At 71.8% G+C, this 17,339-nt stretch carries 17 protein-coding genes; 9 read left to right on the forward strand and 8 right to left on the reverse strand.

All coding sequences use genetic code 11. The annotated features are described in order from the left end of the window. Positions 1–11 precede the first annotated feature (11 nt). Positions 12–2,189 (forward strand): hypothetical protein, encoded by a 2,178-nt coding sequence (locus IH68_RS56415; RefSeq protein ID WP_159403702.1) that lies wholly within the window; start codon positions 12–14, stop codon positions 2,187–2,189. A gap of 1 nt (position 2,190) precedes the next feature. Continuing rightward, on the forward strand, positions 2,191–4,494 hold the full coding sequence (locus IH68_RS0120390) for a toll/interleukin-1 receptor domain-containing protein (protein WP_030937223.1): 2,304 nt from the start codon (positions 2,191–2,193) through the stop codon (positions 4,492–4,494). On the opposite strand, the gene IH68_RS0120395 is transcribed toward IH68_RS0120390, so the two are convergent. The 3 genes from IH68_RS0120395 to IH68_RS53250 form a co-directional block, all read right to left on the reverse strand. Continuing rightward, positions 4,472–5,365 (reverse strand): DUF4231 domain-containing protein, encoded by an 894-nt coding sequence (locus IH68_RS0120395; protein WP_063763532.1) that lies wholly within the window; start codon positions 5,363–5,365, stop codon positions 4,472–4,474. The two genes, IH68_RS0120390 and IH68_RS0120395, sit on opposite strands and share 23 nt — an antisense overlap. Positions 5,366–5,576: 211 nt before the next feature. Then, positions 5,577–6,392: a DUF2993 domain-containing protein gene (locus IH68_RS0120400; protein WP_030937227.1), complete on the reverse strand. Its 816-nt coding sequence runs from the start codon at positions 6,390–6,392 to the stop codon at positions 5,577–5,579. 10 nt (positions 6,393–6,402) lie between these two features. After that, complete coding sequence (locus IH68_RS53250; RefSeq protein WP_078912568.1) at positions 6,403–6,984, reverse strand: TetR/AcrR family transcriptional regulator; 582 nt, start codon at positions 6,982–6,984, stop codon at positions 6,403–6,405. Between the two features lie 17 nt (positions 6,985–7,001). Between IH68_RS53250 and IH68_RS59160 the strand changes: the two genes are divergently transcribed. After that, positions 7,002–7,124, forward strand: a complete 123-nt coding sequence (locus IH68_RS59160) for a hypothetical protein (RefSeq protein ID WP_267883737.1) — start codon at positions 7,002–7,004, stop codon at positions 7,122–7,124. Positions 7,125–7,156: 32 nt separating this feature from the next. Then, entirely contained in the window at positions 7,157–7,663 is a 507-nt protein-coding gene (locus IH68_RS0120410) for a MarR family winged helix-turn-helix transcriptional regulator (protein WP_030937230.1), read from the forward strand. A 3-nt stretch (positions 7,664–7,666) separates the two neighbouring features. Here IH68_RS0120410 and IH68_RS0120415 read toward each other — a convergent pair whose 3' ends face one another. Next, the gene (locus IH68_RS0120415) at positions 7,667–9,328 is read right to left on the reverse strand and encodes an acyltransferase (RefSeq protein WP_030937232.1); all 1,662 of its coding nucleotides are present in this window, start codon (positions 9,326–9,328) and stop codon (positions 7,667–7,669) included. Between the two features lie 53 nt (positions 9,329–9,381). Continuing rightward, on the reverse strand, positions 9,382–9,885 hold the full coding sequence (locus IH68_RS0120420; RefSeq protein ID WP_030937234.1) for a MarR family winged helix-turn-helix transcriptional regulator: 504 nt from the start codon (positions 9,883–9,885) through the stop codon (positions 9,382–9,384). An 83-nt stretch (positions 9,886–9,968) separates the two neighbouring features. Here IH68_RS0120420 and IH68_RS0120425 point away from each other — a divergent pair, with 83 nt between their 5' ends. The 3 genes from IH68_RS0120425 (at position 9,969) to IH68_RS0120435 (ending at position 13,559) form a co-directional block, all read left to right on the forward strand. Then, positions 9,969–11,246: a multidrug effflux MFS transporter gene (locus IH68_RS0120425; RefSeq protein WP_030937236.1), complete on the forward strand. Its 1,278-nt coding sequence runs from the start codon at positions 9,969–9,971 to the stop codon at positions 11,244–11,246. Positions 11,247–11,347: 101 nt separating this feature from the next. Continuing rightward, entirely contained in the window at positions 11,348–13,036 is a 1,689-nt protein-coding gene (murJ, locus tag IH68_RS0120430) for a murein biosynthesis integral membrane protein MurJ (RefSeq protein ID WP_051833604.1), read from the forward strand. A gap of 97 nt (positions 13,037–13,133) precedes the next feature. After that, entirely contained in the window at positions 13,134–13,559 is a 426-nt protein-coding gene (locus tag IH68_RS0120435; RefSeq protein ID WP_030937241.1) for a CBS domain-containing protein, read from the forward strand. On the opposite strand, the gene IH68_RS57210 is transcribed toward IH68_RS0120435, so the two are convergent. Beyond that, positions 13,534–14,205, reverse strand: coding sequence for a hypothetical protein (locus IH68_RS57210; RefSeq protein ID WP_234341445.1), 672 nt, complete (start codon positions 14,203–14,205; stop codon positions 13,534–13,536). The genes IH68_RS0120435 and IH68_RS57210 overlap by 26 nt on opposite strands. Next, positions 14,202–15,323 (reverse strand): CapA family protein, encoded by a 1,122-nt coding sequence (locus IH68_RS0120445; RefSeq protein WP_030937245.1) that lies wholly within the window; start codon positions 15,321–15,323, stop codon positions 14,202–14,204. Before IH68_RS0120445 ends, IH68_RS57210 begins: the two co-directional genes overlap by 4 nt. Positions 15,324–15,428: 105 nt before the next feature. Here IH68_RS0120445 and IH68_RS0120450 point away from each other — a divergent pair, with 105 nt between their 5' ends. Continuing rightward, complete coding sequence (locus tag IH68_RS0120450) at positions 15,429–16,190, forward strand: hypothetical protein (protein WP_030937248.1); 762 nt, start codon at positions 15,429–15,431, stop codon at positions 16,188–16,190. A gap of 6 nt (positions 16,191–16,196) precedes the next feature. Here the strand turns inward: IH68_RS0120450 and IH68_RS0120455 are convergent, their stop codons facing one another. Beyond that, positions 16,197–16,505 (reverse strand): hypothetical protein, encoded by a 309-nt coding sequence (locus tag IH68_RS0120455; RefSeq protein WP_030937250.1) that lies wholly within the window; start codon positions 16,503–16,505, stop codon positions 16,197–16,199. Between the two features lie 104 nt (positions 16,506–16,609). On the opposite strand from IH68_RS0120455, the gene IH68_RS0120460 reads away from it, so the two are divergent. Continuing rightward, a complete protein-coding gene (locus tag IH68_RS0120460) occupies positions 16,610–17,281 on the forward strand; it encodes a dienelactone hydrolase family protein (protein ID WP_037885047.1) in 672 nt (223 codons plus the stop codon). Positions 17,282–17,339 lie beyond the last annotated feature (58 nt).

The following is a 17,339-nucleotide window of genomic DNA, read 5'->3' on the forward strand; positions in this document are numbered from 1 at the left end:
CCGTTGTGTCCGTGGCAGAGGACGCGGTGACAGCGCGATCGCTGCGGGATTTCCTCGTGGCCGCAGGGCTCTCCTCGGTCGACGAGGCCGCCGCGGACGTCGTGGTCGTCCTGATTTCCGAGGCCGCCGTGGACGACCAGGAGTGGCGGGATCGGATCGAACGGCTGCGTGGGGTGCGGCTGGTACCGATGCGGATCGACGGTGTCCGCAGCAGCCGGGCGCCCGAGCACCTGCGCCCCGTCAACTGGGTGTCGCTGGATCCGGCGTCACCTGTCACCGCGTTCGGCACGGCGTTGGCCGCCGCCCTCAGCGACCCCGAGCAGGTGCGTGGACTGCGGAACCTACGGGCCGAAGCCGAGGCATGGATACGTGGGGGCCGGAATGCGGACCGCCTGATTGGCGACCACGGCCGGGCGGCCGAGGCCCGCGAGTTGCTGGCAACGCTGCGGGAGGACAACTACATCGACGCCGGGGGACCCGTCGGCGAGTTCGTCGAGGCGTCCTACCAGTACACGCGAAAGGCCCGGACTCGGCGGCGGCGACGGCGCGGGCTCGGTACGGCCCTGGCGGCCTTCATGGCGTTGGTCGTCGCCGTGACGGTGCCGCGGATTCTGCAGGTCAGGGGAACGAACTTCAACGCCACGGTCACATTCGGTGAACCGGCGACCGCGCGTGAGATGCCCGAGTGGTCGTCGCTGCAGTCCGCTCGGCTGCTCCTGCGCGGCAACGCCTCTCAGAGAGTGCTGGCCCGGCAGACGCTGGCCTCACTGCTGTCCGTGCCTTGGTCGTTGGGCGGGCCGGTGGTGGGCCTCGGCGAGGACGACCACACGACGATCGACGGGATGTCGCTGTTACCCGACGCCCGGCGCGTGGCCGTCCTGGTGCGCGACGTGTCGAAGGGCGTGGACAGTCTCGGTCTGTACGACATCCGTGCGGGCGCGGTGCTCTGGCAGGTGCGGCTGGGGCCCGGGTACGCGGACATCTCCGCCGCGGCCGACGGCCGGACGGTGGTCGCGGTGGGGAAGAAGGGAACCGCGGTCGTCGATGTGCGAGCCCGGAAGGTGCGTCGGCTCGGGCATGTGGAGAGTGGTTACGCGGCCCTGCGTATGACAACCGCGGGCGACGTGGTGGTGGGGCGCGAGCACCGGCTCGTCGTCGGCTCGCTGGACGACGGGCACTTCCGGACGGTCGGCGCCCGGTACGACAGCCTGTTGTCCCTGGAAGCGACCGCGGACGGCGGCGCGCGGGCACTGGTCACCGTGTCACCGGGAAGGTACCGGCTGGTGGACGTGCTCACCGGGAAGGTGCTCGCGAGTGCCGACGTCGACAGGCCACTGATCGCCGCCGGCGCCGTCGCACCCGACCAGGTGTACGCGGTCTTCACGGGAGCCGACCGCCAACTGTGGGAGATGCGCCCCGGCCGGGCTCCGGCCCCCACCGGTGTGGCCGTACCCGAACGCACGACGACGGTCGGCCTGTTGAGCGGGCACAGGGTAGTGGCGGGCGGCCAGGACCAGCGGGCCCACGTCATCCGGCTGGCCGACGGAGGAGACCTCGGCGTGGTGTGCCGCGACGTCCCCCGCCTGAACGGGCTGGTGCTGTCCCCGTACAGGGATCTGCTCGGCTGCTTCGGGGCCTACAACAGCACCTGGTGGCAGGCGCCGGCGGGACCGCGGACGGTGAGCACGGCCGGCTCCCTGCACACGGGGACCCGGGCGGCGAAGGCAAGCGTCGCCGTACGCGCGGACGGCGGCCGCGTCGTCGTCGAGACGCCCTGGCAGGGCATGTTCAGGATGCGGCTGTTCGCCGGTGACCTGGTCGCCTCCGCGGTGTCGGAGGACGGCTCCCAACTCGTGGCTGCGGCGAAGTCGGGGGACGTTGCCGTCGTGTCCCTGCGGATGTCCGACAACATCCCCCGCGTGGTGGCACGGTGGCGGATCCCCGGTGGTGATCCCGCCGTGGCCGTCGGATGGTCCGGTACCACGCCGCTCGTGCGGGCATGGGACGGCGGGCTCTGGCAGGCGCCGGGGTGTCCGGGCTGCACCACCGACGCCGGGCTCATCGCCCTCCTCAGAGAAAGGCTCTCCGGCTGCTGGACGGACCGCCAGCTCACCCAAGTCGACGACGACACACGCCGCGTGCTCGGCATCGGCGTGTGCCGGCCGCTGCCCGCACCGGTGGAGGACTGAAGTGCTGCATCACGTCTTCATCTCGTACAGCCGCCGCGACCAGGCATGGGTCGATCTGCTGCTTCAGGAACTCGCCGGGCGTGAGGTGAAGTACTGGATCGACCGTCAGGGCATCCCGTTCTCAGTCCCCTGGCGGGACGAGGTCGAGGACGCGGTCCAGGCCTGCGACCTGTTCCTGGTCTGCGACAGCGACCACTGGCGTGCCTCGGCCCCGTGCGCGACCGAGGCGGCCTACGCGCTGCGCTTCGACAAGACGCGTCTGGAGGTGCCGGTCGGTCAGGACCTCACCGCCGCGGCGGAGCAGGTGCGCCGTATGTGGCAGCACAGCGGTCGTCTGCATGGCACGGCTACCGAGCTGTCGGTCCGGGCACGGGACTGGGATCGCGACGGACGCAAGGGAAAGGGGCTGGCGCCGCGACGCCTGCGCCGGCGGTTCGAGGCGCTGCGGGGCGAGCGTCAGCTGTCACCGATCGAGTGGGCCTTCATCGGGGCGAGTCGGCGCCGCACCAGGCGACAGGCAGCCGTGTCCGTGGCGCTGACGTTCCTGCTCCTGGTCGCCTACGTCTCCGGCCGGGTCGCGCCCGGTACCGAGAAGGAGGTCAACGCGCGGCTGGCACGGCAGGCCGAGGTGTATCTCAGCACCCGCGGCGCGCTCGCCGTGATCGAGGACGACCCGTACAAGGGTCTGGAACTGGCCGCCACGCGGGGAGACAAGGAGTCCGTGGCGTATGCCGTGATCCAAGAAGAGGCGCTGGCGGTCGACCTGCCCGACGACGCCTTCACCCTTCCCGAGCCGGCCCTGCGGTTCACCGACGCGACTGTTTCCTCCAAGGTCCGCGTCACCGCGCGGGACGGCTCCCGCTGGGCTCGCGGAGCGGACGATCACTCCGAGCGCTCAGCACGCCGGGTGTCCGGCGGCCCGGCGCCCGCGCCGGACGGCGCCGAGACGGGCGGATCCTTGGAGGTGCGCCTGCATGCCGGCAAGGCCCAGGTCCAAGTGCTGCGCCGGGGTGAGCTGTGGCGCACCGTCGTTCTCGGATCCGCGGCACGGACGGCCCGGCTCTCACCCGACGCCAGGTGGGCGGCGGTCGCCACGGACGCCGGGGTCGCCCTCGTCGACCTCGCCCGCGGCACGGTGCGGGACCTGCTGCGCGGAGCACCCGCTGCCGTCACTGACTTGGTGTGGACCCGGCGGGGCGATCGCATCTGGGCGCTCGCAGGCCGCCGCGTCGTCTCCTGGCGCTTCGCCGACGGAACGGTCGTCCTCGACCGGCCCGAGGAATGGTTCCAGGACGTCCTCCCTGCACAGGATGCGGCACACCTCTGGGTCGCGAGCCGGGAGGGCAGGCTGCGCATGGTGAGGCGCGACTCGGGCACGGTCGTCCGCACGCTCGGCGTCGAGGGCACGGTGAACTACGCCGCCGCAGACCGAGGCGGAAGGAACGCGGCCGTCGTGGACACGGACGCGGCGCGGGTGCGGATCGTGGATCTCACCACGGGTACGACCCGCCCACTCGCCATCCCAGGCGACTGCACTCCCGTCAGACCCGTCTTCTCCCGCACCGGGGACACGCTGTACCTGCCCTGTCTGTACGGCGACGTACTGGTGGCGGACGCCCGCTCCCGTCGGGTCACGGGGAGGATCCACGTTCCCGAGCCGGGGGTACGCGCGGTCGCTGTGGCGCCGTCCGGAGACGGGCTCTTTCTGGGCACCCCCAAGGGAGACGTGTACTCCCTCGCACCCGGCTCCGGGAAGTCGCTCACCTGGCTGCACCGGGTGGGCTGCGGCCCGGACATCGAAGCCATCGCCACCGGTCCCGGGCCGCAGCTCCTGCCGGTGGGAGAGGGAACGGGTCTCAGCGGCTGCACCCAGGTCACCCGTCCCCGAGGCCACGGCACGTTCGAGTGGGGCTCGATCATCGACTCCCGGCCCGATTCCCAACTCGCGCTCGCCGCCGCGTACGACCCGACCGGGGAAGCCTTCGCGATCGGCTACAGCGACGGCTCCGTGGTCCTGCGCCCCAGCGAAAACATCGACCCGCATCAGGTGCTGACCCATATCGCCGGCGGGGTGCGCTCCATGCTCACCCTGCCGACGGCGGAGGCCGAGGGTTCCACGGGCGACCTCTATGTGGCCACTCGGTCCGGACTGCTGGTCCGTCTCCCCTGGTGTCCGTCGTGCCTGAGCAACAGGGCCATGGCGCGGGTGGCCGAGCAGCGACTGCGGCGGGCAGCCTCCATAGGGTTGTACGACCCACCGGCGACGTCGCCCGCACCCACTTCTACGACTCGGAACTCCACTTGACCATCCAGGTGTCGTTGAGCACCGAGATGACGTGCTCGCACCGAGTGACCAGCGCGTCCTCCGCTTGTGACGTCCGGTCCCCGGACAGCCGCCACTCCGACAGGAGGCGCTCCAGCTCGTCTGCCGTTCGGAGGAACTCCAGCTCCTGGTACTCGTACTTGGCCGCGGTGGAATAGGCGACGACCGTGGCCGAGACCGTGGAGACGACCGCGACCCAGGCAGCGGCCTGCTCCACATGAAAGGCGCCACTCCAGGCACCGAGCAGGACCGCGAGCCCGCCGAGCAGGAGTTCTGTCCGTCGCACCGCCCGCAGGCGGCGACGCATCCGAAGGGCCCGGGGACGGTAGTAGCCGTCGATCTGGCCTCGCACCCTGACCTGCACATAGGAGTCGATGCCGTCGACCTCCGGTAGCGGCCGGGAAGGGGCTACCGGGATGTCCGCGACATGATGAAGCAGATCGGCGGCCTCGGCCCGGATGCCGTTCACGGCGTTGTTCAGTACGGCAGCCGCGTCCGTCGTCCGGTAGGCACCGACTCCGGCGAGACAGGAGTACACCTCGGTCTTGTAAGCCTCGCTCACCGAGCGCAGCCGGGTCCAGTCCTGGATCTGCCCTTGCCCGACGCGGCCGTTCAGCACGGCGATGGAGCCCGCGGCGACCGCCGCACCGAACGCCAGCCACTGGGCTGTGGTTTCGTGGCCCGAACCGACCTGTGCCGCCGACGTTCCCAGCACAGCGGCGAGCACGAAGCACAGGAGGACAGCGGACCGGACTCGGCCGATCAGCCGTTTCCGGCGGTTGGCCGCCATCGACCAACTGGCCTGTTGTGCCCACGAGTCCGACATGACTTCCGGCAACTGAGCAGCCTGCATGGGCCGATTATGCGCGGCGGGAGGGAACTTCGTCGGACTGGCGGAAACTTACGGCGGCTCCGGCCTGTGAGACGAAGGTCTGGGTATGGTGCCGGCCGTGCAGCCGCAGCAGTACGTGGTCGTCGTCGACAAGGTGACGCACCCGTGGCTGACCGCCGCCCTGCGCAAGCAGGGCGTCTCGCGGCGCGGACCGGATCGCGGACGATGGTTCTCAGGCACTCCCGTACGACGCGCTGTCCTGCGTCGAGTTGCTCTGCGAGCCGTCGTCGGCGCGGAAGGTCACCGACTTGCCCGAGAAGTGGGTGCTGAGGCCGGTCGCCGTGGTGGTGACGGAACGCAGGTGCAGGCCGTCGGGGATGTTCCGCAGCCGGATCGGCCGGTCGAAGATCTTGTTGAGCAGCGTCTCACCGGCGGAGGGCAGCGCGCCGCCCGCCACGGTGAACTTCCCGAACGTGATGCGGTTGCCGGAGGCCGCCGAGACCGTCGTCGTCACGGTGATCTCGTCGCCGAAGGGCAGCTGGACCTTCGCGCTGATCCGGCCGGGCCCCGCTCCCTGGGACACCTCCAGGCCCAGGGCGTTGGAAAGGTCCGGGTAGGACAGGAAGGCGGTCGCCCGGGCCGAGCGGGCCCGCGCCTCGGTGTCGTCGTCGGACTTCGTCAGCCCGCGCAGATCGAGGTCGAGCCGGGTCACGGGCAGCGGGCGGTCGGACCCGTCGGCCGGCAGGTCGTGCGCGGTGATCTCCACGTGCCGCAGCGTGCCGGAGGCCAGCTGGGTCAGCACGGGCAAGCCGTGGACGTGGACCTGCGGCCGCTCGGGTGTGCCCATGCCCTGCTGGAAGGCCGTCGCCGTGCGCGACTCTGCGTGGGCAGCCGCGGCCCGGTCGACCGCAAGAGGTATGAGGACCAGCGCGGCCAGGGCGGCGCCGGCTACGAAGGCCGGCCGTCGCCTCCTGCGGGGCGGCGGCGGGATCGGCTCGAACGACGCGTAGGTGACGTCGTCCTCGTAGCCGTGGTCGGGCTGGTGCATGAGCTCCCCTTCAGAGGGGTGGGTGTGCCTGCCCGGTGGTGTGCAGACGGTGAACCCTGGTGACTGCGGCATCGCTGCCGACTCCTGCGGCGATCAGTGCCGCGGTGGCGGCCCGTGTGCCGTCGTCGGCCCAGCTCCCGGCGTTGACCTCGTCCAGGAGCGCGAGCAGGAGCGCTTCGAGGGCTCGGCCGAGCGGAGCGGGCGGGAGGCGGGTGTGGAAGACGCCCTGTTGCTGACCGAGGGCGAGGATCGCGGTGACCCTGGCACGGGCAGGGGAGAGGACCTCGTCGACCTGGTCGGGGCCGAGGTCCTGGCGGGCAAGGCCGATCAGGACGCGGTGGCGGTCGCCGACCGGCCACAGCGTGAGGACGAAGCGGGCCAGGTCGGCCGCGGCGTCGGCGCCCGGAGCGCCGGTGGCGGCGACGGCGCCGCGTATCGCCTCTGCGGCGTCCGCGGCGATGCCCTCGACCAGCGCGGACCGGCCGGTGAAGTGGACGTGGACCGTGCGACGTGCGACCCCGGCCGCCTCGGCTATGTCGGCGAGGGTGCTGTCGGGGTTGCGGGCCAGCTCGTGCCGGGCCGCTTCCAGGATGCGGGTGCGGGTGGAGCGTGCCGCAGGGCGCCCCCGTCGAGCAGGTCGTCAATCCGGCCGCCGTGGACGCCCCCGACCTCGTCCACTACTACGCCCGGCTGGGCGAGGAACACCGGAACAGCAGAACACGAAATGTTTGAAGATTCAAGCGGATATCCGATAGGGTGTCCCCATGTCCACCACGCCACGCTGGCTCAACGCCGAGGAACGACGTGCCTGGCTGGCCTACGTCGACTTCTCCACGCTGCTCGCCGACTATCTCAACCGCCAGCTGAGGCGCGACGCGGGCATGACGCATGCCGACTACAGCCTGCTCGCCTATCTCTCCTCGACGCCCGACGGCGTCCTCGGCATGTCCGAACTGGCCCAGCGACTCAAGATCACCCGCAGTCGGCTCACCCATGCGGTGAACCGGCTGCGGGAGGTCGGCCTCGTAGACCGCCGCGAGGACCCCGCCGACGGCCGCGGCCAGCTCGCCGTCCTCACCGACGAGGGCCACGCCCTGCTGGAGAGGGCGGCCCCGGGCCATGTCGACGCCGTGCGCCGGGCGGTGTTCGACGCCCTCACCCCGGAACAGGTACGGCAGTTCGCCGAGATCGGCGAGGCCATCAGCGACGCCCTGCACCGGGTGGAGAACGCCGAGACCGATCCGGCGGTACTGCCGTGGCGGCGCAGGTAGGACTCAGCGCCGCAGGCCGCTGCGGGCCGGCTCCGGGCGGTGGACGCCTCGCGGGCGGTAGCCGAGCTCGTCGGAGCGGCCCAGCAGGTCGGCCAGGTACCAGATGATGGCCAGCCACATCTCGGTGCCCTGGAGGCCGGGCTGCGGGCCGGGTCCCGTGGGGCCGAAGCCGAAGCCCTTGCCGTCCTGCCGGCGGGGCAGGGCGGCGGCCAGCTGCCGCTCCGCCCAGGCCCGTATGTCGGCCGTACGGTAGCCGCCGCCCGCCGCGCCGTTGCCGAGCTGCCGGGTGCACAGCCACAAGGGGTGCGCGACGTCCAGCACATTGCAGGCGTTCTCCCGGCCCCCGCCGAAGTGGCGGGGGTCGCGGGCGTGGTCCAGGACGGCGTCCACGACCCGTTCCGGATGCGGCACCGGCAGCCCGAACTGGGCGAACGAGCCGCGGGTCAGCCGGTAGTAGCCGTTGACGACCTGCAGCCGCCCGTCCTCGGGCGACGGGTCGCCCCACATGCCGGTCCACGGATCGGCCCGGGACAGCAGCCAGCCGAACAGTGCCTCCACCGCGCCGCCGTCCTGCCCGCCGTGCCGCAGGTTCCAGTGCGCGGCGGTGACCCAGGCGTCGATCCACGCACCGGCCTCCCATGCACCGTCGTGCCACGGCAGCCCCTCCAGGCGTACGAGGAGTTGACGAGCCGTCATTTCCCGCACACCGCGCACGGGATGCGGGAAGGGGGCGCCCAGCAGGTCGAGCGCGTACCCGACGGAGAGGACGTGGTAGAGCGCGGCTCCCTCGCCGATGAAACCGTCGCCGTCCGCGGACGGCGACGGCTCGCCCCACTCCGGCACCAGTCCCGTGTCCGGGTCCTGGAGCGCCGCCAGCCGCCGTACGTGCTCTTCGCCGGCCAGCTGCCCGGGTGCCGAACCCAGCAACAGGTCGGCGATCTCCACGGCATCGCAGTGCGCCCGCACGGTGGGCGCCGCACCGGGGCGGTCGACGTATCGCTCACCGTCCCAGCAGCGCGCCAGGAGGTCGCCGGCCTGCGCGCGGGTGGTGTCCGCGAACCGCGCCAGAGCGCTTCGGGGAGTCGGGGCGGCGCGGGTGTCCCGCCGGTCGCGCAAGGGCCGCGCCGGGTTCCCGGCCGCCACCGTCCAGGCCGGCAAATCCCTGGTGACCACCGCTCCGGCGCCGATCACACAGTGGTCGCCGATCGTCACCCCGTCCACCACGATCACATGCGAGCCGATCCACACGTCGTCACCGACCTTGATCCCTTCGCTGGTGTGCGGCTGCTGGAAGACCGGACGGTCGGGGGCGAAGGAGTGGTTGAAGCCGAGCAACGAGGTATGGGCGCCGATCCGCACACCGTCGCCGAGCACGACCGTGCCGCGCACCGTGGTGAACGGGTTCAGCGTGCAGTCCGTCCCCGTCGTCAACTCCCCGGTGACATACGCCTGCGCCGCGATGTACGAGTCGTCGCCCAGCCGTAGCAGGTCCGGGAAGACCGCCGCGGACTCGGCGACGTAGCACCGTTCGCCGATGTGGCTGTCCCCGCCGATCGACTGCTGCCGCTTCCGCTGGACGCGCAGCTGCTCCTCGGTCGCCTCCTGGGCGAATAGCCACGGACAGTGGTCGAAATGCCGTACGGACGGCTCCTGTTGGTGATCCATACCGGCACGCTAGGCAGCAGGGAGCCCGCACGGAAAGGGACGGGAGGGCTCGCTCAGCCGCGGCCCGCCCTGCCCTCCATGACCTCCACGAGCCGCCCCAGTGCCTTGAGGACCCACTCCCGGTCCTCGCCCAGACCCGCCAACAGCTCCACCTCGGCGGCCAGTTGGCGGGGGAACAGTTCGTCGACGGCCCGGGCGCCGGCCGGGGTGATGGTGACCAGGGCGGCGCGGCGGTCCGCGGGGTTGGGGGTGCGCGCGATGAAGCCGCGGCGCTCCAGCTTGCCGAGCGTCTTGCTCACGCCCGCGCGGGACAGGCCCATGCGCTCGGCCAGACTCCGGGCGATCACCGGATCGGCGGTGTGCCGCAGCGGGATCAGCATGTCGACCTCCGGGGCGGTGAGCGGAGCGCCCGCGTACAGGGGTTCCACGGCGCGGCCGAGTAGACCGGTCGCGTGCTTGAGCAGGCCGACCAGCTCCATGGGCGAGGTGTCGAGCCCCGGATTGTGCTCGGCCCACCGGAGGCGGGTCTCTGCCGGGGAGGCGGGGGAGGAGGGCATGCGGCTCGCCTTCTCGCTGTTCGGGTTCTCACTGCTCGGACGCCATTTCGTTAACCAGTGAACTATTGGTTACCGTTGTGCTCATGATATCCCGGTCCCCGTTCCGTTCCGCCGTCCCGCACGCAACCGATCCGGGCAGCCGGTCGGCTTCCCGGCGCGGCACCGCCGCACTGGTCGCGGTCCTGGGCTCACTGACCGCGGTCGCCCCGCTCGCCATCGACATGTACGTGCCCGGCTTTCCCGCCATGGGGGACGCGCTCGGCGCGAGCAGCTCGGCCGTGCAGCTGACCATGACCGCGTTCCTGGCCGGGTTCGTCGTCGGACAGCTGCTGATCGGGCCGCTCAGCGACGGACTCGGGCGGCGCCGGCTGCTCATGTCGGGGCTGGCCGGCTTCGTCGTGCTCTCCCTCGTGTGTGCCGCCGCCCCGAACATCGCCGTGCTGACCGGCGCCCGCTTCCTGCAGGGCGTGACCGGCGCGGCGGGCACGGTGCTGGCCCGCGCCGTGCTCACCGACCGCTTCCACGGGCCCGAACTGCCCCGCTACTTCGCCGTGTTGTCCCAGATCATGGGCGTGGCACCGATCGCCGCACCGGTGCTCGGCGGGGCCATCCTCAGCGTGTCCACCTGGCGCGCGGTGTTCGCCGCGCTGGCCGTGCTGGGTGTCCTGCTGGCGCTGGCCGTGTTGCGGTCCGTGCCCGAGTCCCTGCCGCCCGAGCGGCGGCACGGCGGCGGGCTCACCGGCACCTTCCGCGCCATGGGCGCGCTGGTCGCCCACCGCACCTTCATGGGGTACGTCCTCGTCCTCGCCCTCGTCTCCGCCGCACTGTTCACCTACATCAGCGGCTCCAGCTTCGTCTTCGAGAACCTGCACGGCGTCTCGTCGACGACGTACTCCCTCATCTTCGCGGGCAACGCCGCCGGCATGCTGATGGCCGGGATGGTCTTCTCCCGGCTGGTCGGACGGGGCGTACGACTGAACACACTGCTCACGGTTGGCGTCTGCGTGGCAGCGGTCGGCGCCCTGACCCAGGTGCTGCTGGTGGTGCTCGCCGGCGAGACCCTCCTCGGCACCTGGGTCACGCTGTTCGTGACCCTCGGCGGCATCGGCATGATCTTCCCGGCGTCGATGAGCATCGGGCAGACCCTCGGCCACCGCACGCCGGGCGCCGCCTCCGCGCTCCTCGGCGGCCTGCAGTTCCTCTTCGGCGCCCTCGCCTCACCCCTGGTGGGCCTGTTCGGGGAGAACAGTTCCCTGCCGATGGCAATGATCATGCTGACCGCTGTGGCGTCGGCGGCAGTTGCCCTGCTGGCGCTGGCACGGCCCTGGCGAGGGGAGGGGGAACCGGCCCAAGCCCGCTGAATTCGTCGGCCCGGCCGAAGTCATCGACCAGCGAACGAAGTTGACACCTGAACGGGAAAGTGCCGACGGGCGCGGAGATCTTGATGGCATAGGTTGGCCGCATGAAGCAGGGGGAGCAGCCCGCGACGCCGACCACGTCGTCGGGCGAAGGAATACGAGGGCGACATGCCGCCCGCCGGAGGAAGGCGGCGACGGGCGGACCGGCCCGGTCGTCGGTGCTGATGGCCCTGGCCACCGTCGTGTCCCGGGCCACAGGGCTGATACGGCAGGTGCTGCAGGCCGCGGCACTGGGCGTGGGCCTGCTGGCCGGCACGTACAACACCGCGAACACGGTGCCGACCAGCCTGTACACGCTGCTGATCGGCGGCGCGCTCAACGCCGTACTGGTGCCCCAGCTGGTACGGGCGCGCGCCACCCATCCGGACGGCGGCCGCGCCTACGAGCAGCGCCTGGTGACCCTCGTGGTGTGCGTGCTCGGCGCGGGCACCGCCCTCGCCGTGTGGGCCACACCGCAGATCGTCGGCATCTACATCCAGGACACCCCCGACCGGCACCAGGCATTCCAACTCACGGTGACCTTCGGGCGGTTCCTGCTGCCGCAGATCTTCTTCTACGGCCTGTTCGGCATCTACGGCCAAGTCCTCAACGCCCGCGAGAAGTTCGGCGCGATGATGTGGACCCCGGTCCTCAACAACGTCGTCCTGATCGGCATGTTCGGCGCCTACCTCGGCCTGATGACCGTCCCGGCGCGGGTCCAGGACATCACGGCGACGCAGGTGCGCTACCTGGGCATCGGGACCACCGCCGGCATTGCCCTACAGGCCCTGGCCCTGATCCCGTTCGCGCGGGCCGCCGGATTCCGCTTCCGCCCCCGGTTCGACTGGCGCGGCACCGGACTTGGCTCCGGCATCCACGCGGCGAAGTGGACGCTGCTGTTCGTCCTGGCCAACCAGGTCTCCCTGGCGGTGATCACCAACTACGCCAACTCCGCCGACGCGCAACAGCCGGAGGCCGGCGTGGGCTACTCCGCCTACATGAACGCGCAGACCATCTGGATGCTGCCCCAGTCCATCGTCACGGTGTCCCTGGTGACCGCGCTGCTGCCGCGGATGAGCAGGGCCGTCGCCGAGGGCCGTGTCGCGGATCTGCGAGCCGACCTGTCGCGGGCGCTGCGCATCAGCGGTGTCGTCATCGTGCCCGCCGCCTTCCTGTTCCTCGCGCTGGGCCCACAGATCGCCACGCTGACGTTCGCCCACGGGGCGTCCGACGCCCTCGCCGTGCAGCCGGGCGGGCACATGCTCCAGGCCTTCGGGCTCGGCCTGATCCCGTTCTCCGCGCAGTACCTGCTGCTGCGCGGCTTCTACGCCTTCGAGGACACCCGGACCCCGTTCTTCATGGCCGTGTGGATCTGCGCGGTGAACATCGCCCTGGCCACCGCCTGCCATGTCCTGCTGCCCGCCCGCTGGTCCGTGACCGGCATGGCCGGCGCCTACGCCCTCTCGTACCTCGTCGGCCTCGCGCTCACCGCACGGCTGCTGCGCCGCAGGACCGGCGGCCCCCTGGACGACGGCGCCCTGCGCCGCACCTACCTCAAACTGCTGTCCGCCGCCGCCCTCGCCGGGGCCGCCGGCTGGGGCGCCGCACACGCCTGCACCGCCTCCCTGGGCACCGGCACCTGGGCCACCGCGGGCGCACTCGCAGCGGGAACGCTCGCTCTGGCTCTTGCGTTCCTCGCCCTGGCCCGTCTCCTGAAGATCGCAGAGCTGCGCAGCCTGCCCGGACTGCGCTGACGCCTGAGCCGTGGCGCTGAGCGATGGCGGGTTTACCCGCTTGCGCTGCGGGCTACGCGGGCGACAGCACTACCTCGCCCTGGAGCTGGGAGCTGCCATGACCCGGAAGATACGCGACGTGATGTCACCCGGCGCGGCCGCCGTCGAGCCCATGACCACGGTGGCGCGCGCGGCCCGCCTGATGCGGGAGCAGGACGTCGGTGACGTGCTGGTGGCCTACGACTGCGACCTGTTCGGTGTGCTCACCGACCGGGACATCGTGGTCCGGGCGCTCGCCGCGGGCCGCGACCCGGCCGACACGACCGTCGGCTCGGTCTGCACGCCACCGCCCGTGGTGACCCTGACGCCGGACGACACGACCGACCGCGCCCTCGAGCTGATGCGCAAGTACGCCGTCCGCCGCCTCCCGGTCGTCGAGCACGGCGGCTGCCCGGTGGGCATCGTCAGCATCGGTGACCTCGCCGGCGCCGAGGATCCGCACGAGGCCCTGACGGACATCAGCAGGGCGGCCCCGAACCGCTGAGGGCCCCGAATCCCTCAGTTCCCACGCCTCGCCGAACCGCAAGGAGTACGTGCGCCCCTCGACGCCCCACTCGCCCACCGGCGGCCTTTGCCCGGCGTCCATGGCCCGGATGCTCGGCCGGCCGATGTGGGCGTGGACCAGCCGCCGTACCCCATGGCGTACGGACTGTTCGGCGACGCTCTGCACGGTTGCATGACCGCCGACGCCACCGCGGAAACCGGATCGGCCGGTCCCGGGCGGCCGCCTCGGCGAACATCAGGTCCGCGCCCGCGGCCCAGGCCGGGAACTCCCAGAACTCCGGTGCCCATACGATCACAAGCTCGCCCGTCTCGATGCGGTAGGCGTAGGCGGGATGCGAGGTGTGCGCCACCGGTATGCACCGCAGCCGTATCGCGCCCAAGTGGAGGTCACCAGCTCGGATCCGGACGCCGCGGGCGGTCGCGCCGCGGCGCAGTGCCGAGCGGAGTTCCGCCTGCTCGTCGGTGACCAGCCAGGCATCCAGCGGTCCGGGCGGTGGGTCGGCGCCGGGACCGCCGTCGAAGAGGATGCGGTGGTCACGGCAGCGCAGCAGCAGCCCGGCGGGTGCGAAACGGGGCGAGTTCATCGCGCCCACGCCCAGTAGCGTCAGCCGCAGCCATCGGTTCACGAGCCCGCCCGGGTTCGGTGTGTCAGCGTGAGAGTGCCGTCGGGATCCAGGGTCACGTGTACGGCGCCGCTGATGCGGTTCAGGGTGGCACCCAGCCAGTTGCGGTCCGCGTCCGATGCGGGCTCGAGCCGCATGCGGCGGGCCTGCAGGGGCACCATGCGCAGGCCGGTCAGGCGCCCGGTGTCCGCCGCGACCGTGACGAGGTAGGCGATCCGCAGGTCGTCGCGGAACTCCTCGTAGCCGCCGATGCCCTCGTAGTCGTCGATGAAGTCGCCGCAGCCGTACAGGATGAGCCGGTCGCGGTAGACCTCGACCGGGCGGGGGTGGTGCGAGGAGTGGCCGTGGACCACGTCGACGCCGCCGTCCACGAGGGCGCGGGCGAAGCGGACGTGTTCCCGGGGCACCCGGTACCCCCAGTTCGAGCCCCAGTGCACGGACACGACCACAACGTCGCCCGCACGCTTTTCCTCCCGCACCCGCCGGACCACCTCCGCGGCCGCGGCCGCCGACACCTCGGGCAGGTAGGCGACCCCGGAGACGGCGGAGGTGGCCGCCCAGCCCGGCGGAATGCCGCTGGAGGGTGCCCCGAGGGCGAACACCAGCACCCGGCCCCCGCCCGACACCGGCATTGCGACGGACGCGTACGCCTCCTCGGCGCTGCGTCCCGCTCCCGCCGCCCGCAGGCCCGCGCGGGCGAGCGCGTCCAGTGTCTCCGCCAGGCCCTCGCGGCCGAAGTCCAGCACGTGATTGTTGGCAAGGACGCAGATGTCGGGGGAGGCCACGGTGAGGGCGGGCAGGTTGGCCGGGTGCATGCGGTAGTGGATCACCTTGTCGGGTGCGAAGGCGTCGCTGCACGTCACGGACGTCTCCAGATTCACGATCCGGACGTCCGGGGCGGCCCGTTCCAGCAGGCGGAGCGCCTCGCCCCACGGCCAGGACGGGGCGACAGGGGCAGGGATCGGACCGCTCACCGCCTCCGCCAGCCGGACATAGGAGCGGGCGTCCTCGACGTACCCCTCCCGCAGTTCCGGGCCGCCGGGATGCGCCAGGATCTGGTCGACGCCGCGCCCGAGCATCACATCGCCGCACAGGAACAGCGTCACCGCGCCGCTGCCCATGCCCCCACGGTAGTGGCGGCCACGCGGCCGGGGCGAGCGTGAGCCCGGGCACTTCGGGTAGGCGCAACGACGACCAGGGAACGCACCGCACCGCGGGAGAAACCCATGAGCGTCACCCTCGTTCACCCACGCCCCAAGTTCGCTCCGGCGCTCCTCACCGAGCCGCCGCCGTCCGGCTACCTCCACATCGCCGCCGCGGTGGAACCTCCGGGCGGGATCGGCAGGCCCGGGCACAGCCGCGACAAGACCCACCTGCTCGACCTGCTGCGGGCCGAGGCGGAGGACCTGGCCAGCCTGGGCGAGGTGAAACGAGCCAGCGTGTACCGGGCCGCCGCCGTGGCCCCGACCGTCGGCCTGCACCCGTCGGACACCGTGCACCCGGCCCGCTACGACGTGGTCGTCCTGGTCGAGACCAGGACACCGCAGGACATCGACCAGGTGCAGGACACCGCTGCCTACCGCCACCTGCGCCACCAGTTGGAGCAGGCCGCCGGCGACGTCCATGTGATGGCGGCCCGCTGCGGCAAGTGCGTCGCGGATGTGGGCCGCAGCCAGGAAGGCCTGTTCCAGTTCAGCTACTTCGTCGGTGACGACCCCGAGCTCATCGCGGAACTCTGGGAGCACCTCGCGGGCTGGTACGCCGCCGAAACCGGTCTCGACAACTCGCTGTTGCTGCAGCCGCTCGACGGCACGACCTCCGACTACTGCTTCGTCGGCCACGCCCACTGGAACCTGAGCCTGGCCGCCGTCGCCCTGCGCCAGTTCACCAAACCGAGTTTCTACCGCTTCCTGCAGCCCACCCTGAAGGAGAACCGCACGACGATGATGCCCGTGCTGTATCACCTCGTGCGGCTGCGGGACCGGTGAGGCACCTCAGGCCTGCTGGTCCGGTCCCATCATGTCGTCGAGACGGGTCGTCTCACCGGCCTGGCGCGTGCGCATCCTGCGGTGGCGGCGATGCGTCGGACGGTGCGAGGCGCCGCTCACCGCGGTGGCCAGCGCCAGGCAGAAGATGAGCGCCAGTGCGAGGCCGGAGCTGAAGACGGCCAGCGTGTTCATGGTGGCGATCTGGTGATCGAGCACCGAGACGGTGTATTCGGGGCCCCCGGACAGGTTGCCGGCGATCGCCAGGGCGGTGAAGGCGCCTGTCGCCCCGAGGAGAAGCAGTCCGATGAGCAGCATCCGAGTCATCTCCCGAAAGAAGTACTTCACCGGTACGGGTACCCGTGACCCAGCAGGCCATACGAGGCCCTGCCGGGCCGGCCACGAGGAAGAAGATGATGGCGATGATCTCCCAGCTGATCTCGGTACCCGCCGGCGGCGCGGCCCTTTCGGGCGATCTGGTCCTACCCGAATCGGCCCGCGCGGTCGTGGTGTTCGCGCACGGCAGCGGCAGCTCCCGGCACAGCCCCCGCAACCGGGCGGTCGCCGCCGAACTGCGCACCGCCGGACTGGGCACCGCACTCATGGACCTGCTCACCGAGGAGGAGGACCGCCGGGACGCATCGACGGCGGAGTACCGCTTCGACATCCCCCTCCTGGGCCGCCGCGTGGTCGCCGTCGTCGACTGGCTGGAAACGCAGCCCGACACCGGGAAGCTTCCGGTCGTCCTGTTCGGTGCCAGCACCGGCGCGGCAGCGGCCCTGGTGGCCGCCGCCGAGCGGCCACGGCGGACCCTGACCGTCGTGTCGCGGGGCGGACGCCCCGACCTGGCCGGCGATGTGCTGCCCGGCGTGCGGGCCCCGGTGCTCCTGATCGTCGGCGGCCGGGACCCGGAAGTGCTCCGGCTGAACCAGGCGGCGGCCCGGCAGCTGAGCGGCCCGCACTCGCTGCGCATCGTGCCCGGCGCCACGCACCTGTTCGAGGAGCCCGGAGCGCTGGAGCAGGTCGCGGAGATGGCGCGGAACTGGTGCGACGACCGAATCAAGATCGCGGGCGAAGCAGCCGCGGAGCAGTGACGGCCGACGGCCGCGCGCGAGGACGGAGGGACGGCCGGGGCGCGTGCTTCGACCGGCG

This window comes from Streptomyces sp. NRRL S-646 (genome assembly GCF_000720765.1).
Lineage (GTDB): Bacteria > Actinomycetota > Actinomycetes > Streptomycetales > Streptomycetaceae > Streptomyces.

Coding starts and splice junctions, on each gene's coding strand:
- murJ (WP_051833604.1), top strand. CDS start 11,348: ATGAAGCAGGGGGAGCAGCCCGCGACGCCGACCACGTCGTCGGGCGAA.
- IH68_RS0120460 (WP_037885047.1), top strand. CDS start 16,610: ATGATCTCCCAGCTGATCTCGGTACCCGCCGGCGGCGCGGCCCTTTCG.
- IH68_RS0120425 (WP_030937236.1), top strand. CDS start 9,969: ATGATATCCCGGTCCCCGTTCCGTTCCGCCGTCCCGCACGCAACCGAT.
- IH68_RS0120435 (WP_030937241.1), top strand. CDS start 13,134: ATGACCCGGAAGATACGCGACGTGATGTCACCCGGCGCGGCCGCCGTC.
- IH68_RS0120455 (WP_030937250.1), bottom strand. CDS start 16,505: ATGCTGCTCATCGGACTGCTTCTCCTCGGGGCGACAGGCGCCTTCACC.
- IH68_RS0120395 (WP_063763532.1), bottom strand. CDS start 5,365: ATGCAGGCTGCTCAGTTGCCGGAAGTCATGTCGGACTCGTGGGCACAA.
- IH68_RS0120415 (WP_030937232.1), bottom strand. CDS start 9,328: ATGGATCACCAACAGGAGCCGTCCGTACGGCATTTCGACCACTGTCCG.
- IH68_RS0120420 (WP_030937234.1), bottom strand. CDS start 9,885: ATGCCCTCCTCCCCCGCCTCCCCGGCAGAGACCCGCCTCCGGTGGGCC.
- IH68_RS0120400 (WP_030937227.1), bottom strand. CDS start 6,392: ATGCACCAGCCCGACCACGGCTACGAGGACGACGTCACCTACGCGTCG.
- IH68_RS0120410 (WP_030937230.1), top strand. CDS start 7,157: ATGTCCACCACGCCACGCTGGCTCAACGCCGAGGAACGACGTGCCTGG.
- IH68_RS0120450 (WP_030937248.1), top strand. CDS start 15,429: ATGAGCGTCACCCTCGTTCACCCACGCCCCAAGTTCGCTCCGGCGCTC.
- IH68_RS0120445 (WP_030937245.1), bottom strand. CDS start 15,323: ATGGGCAGCGGCGCGGTGACGCTGTTCCTGTGCGGCGATGTGATGCTC.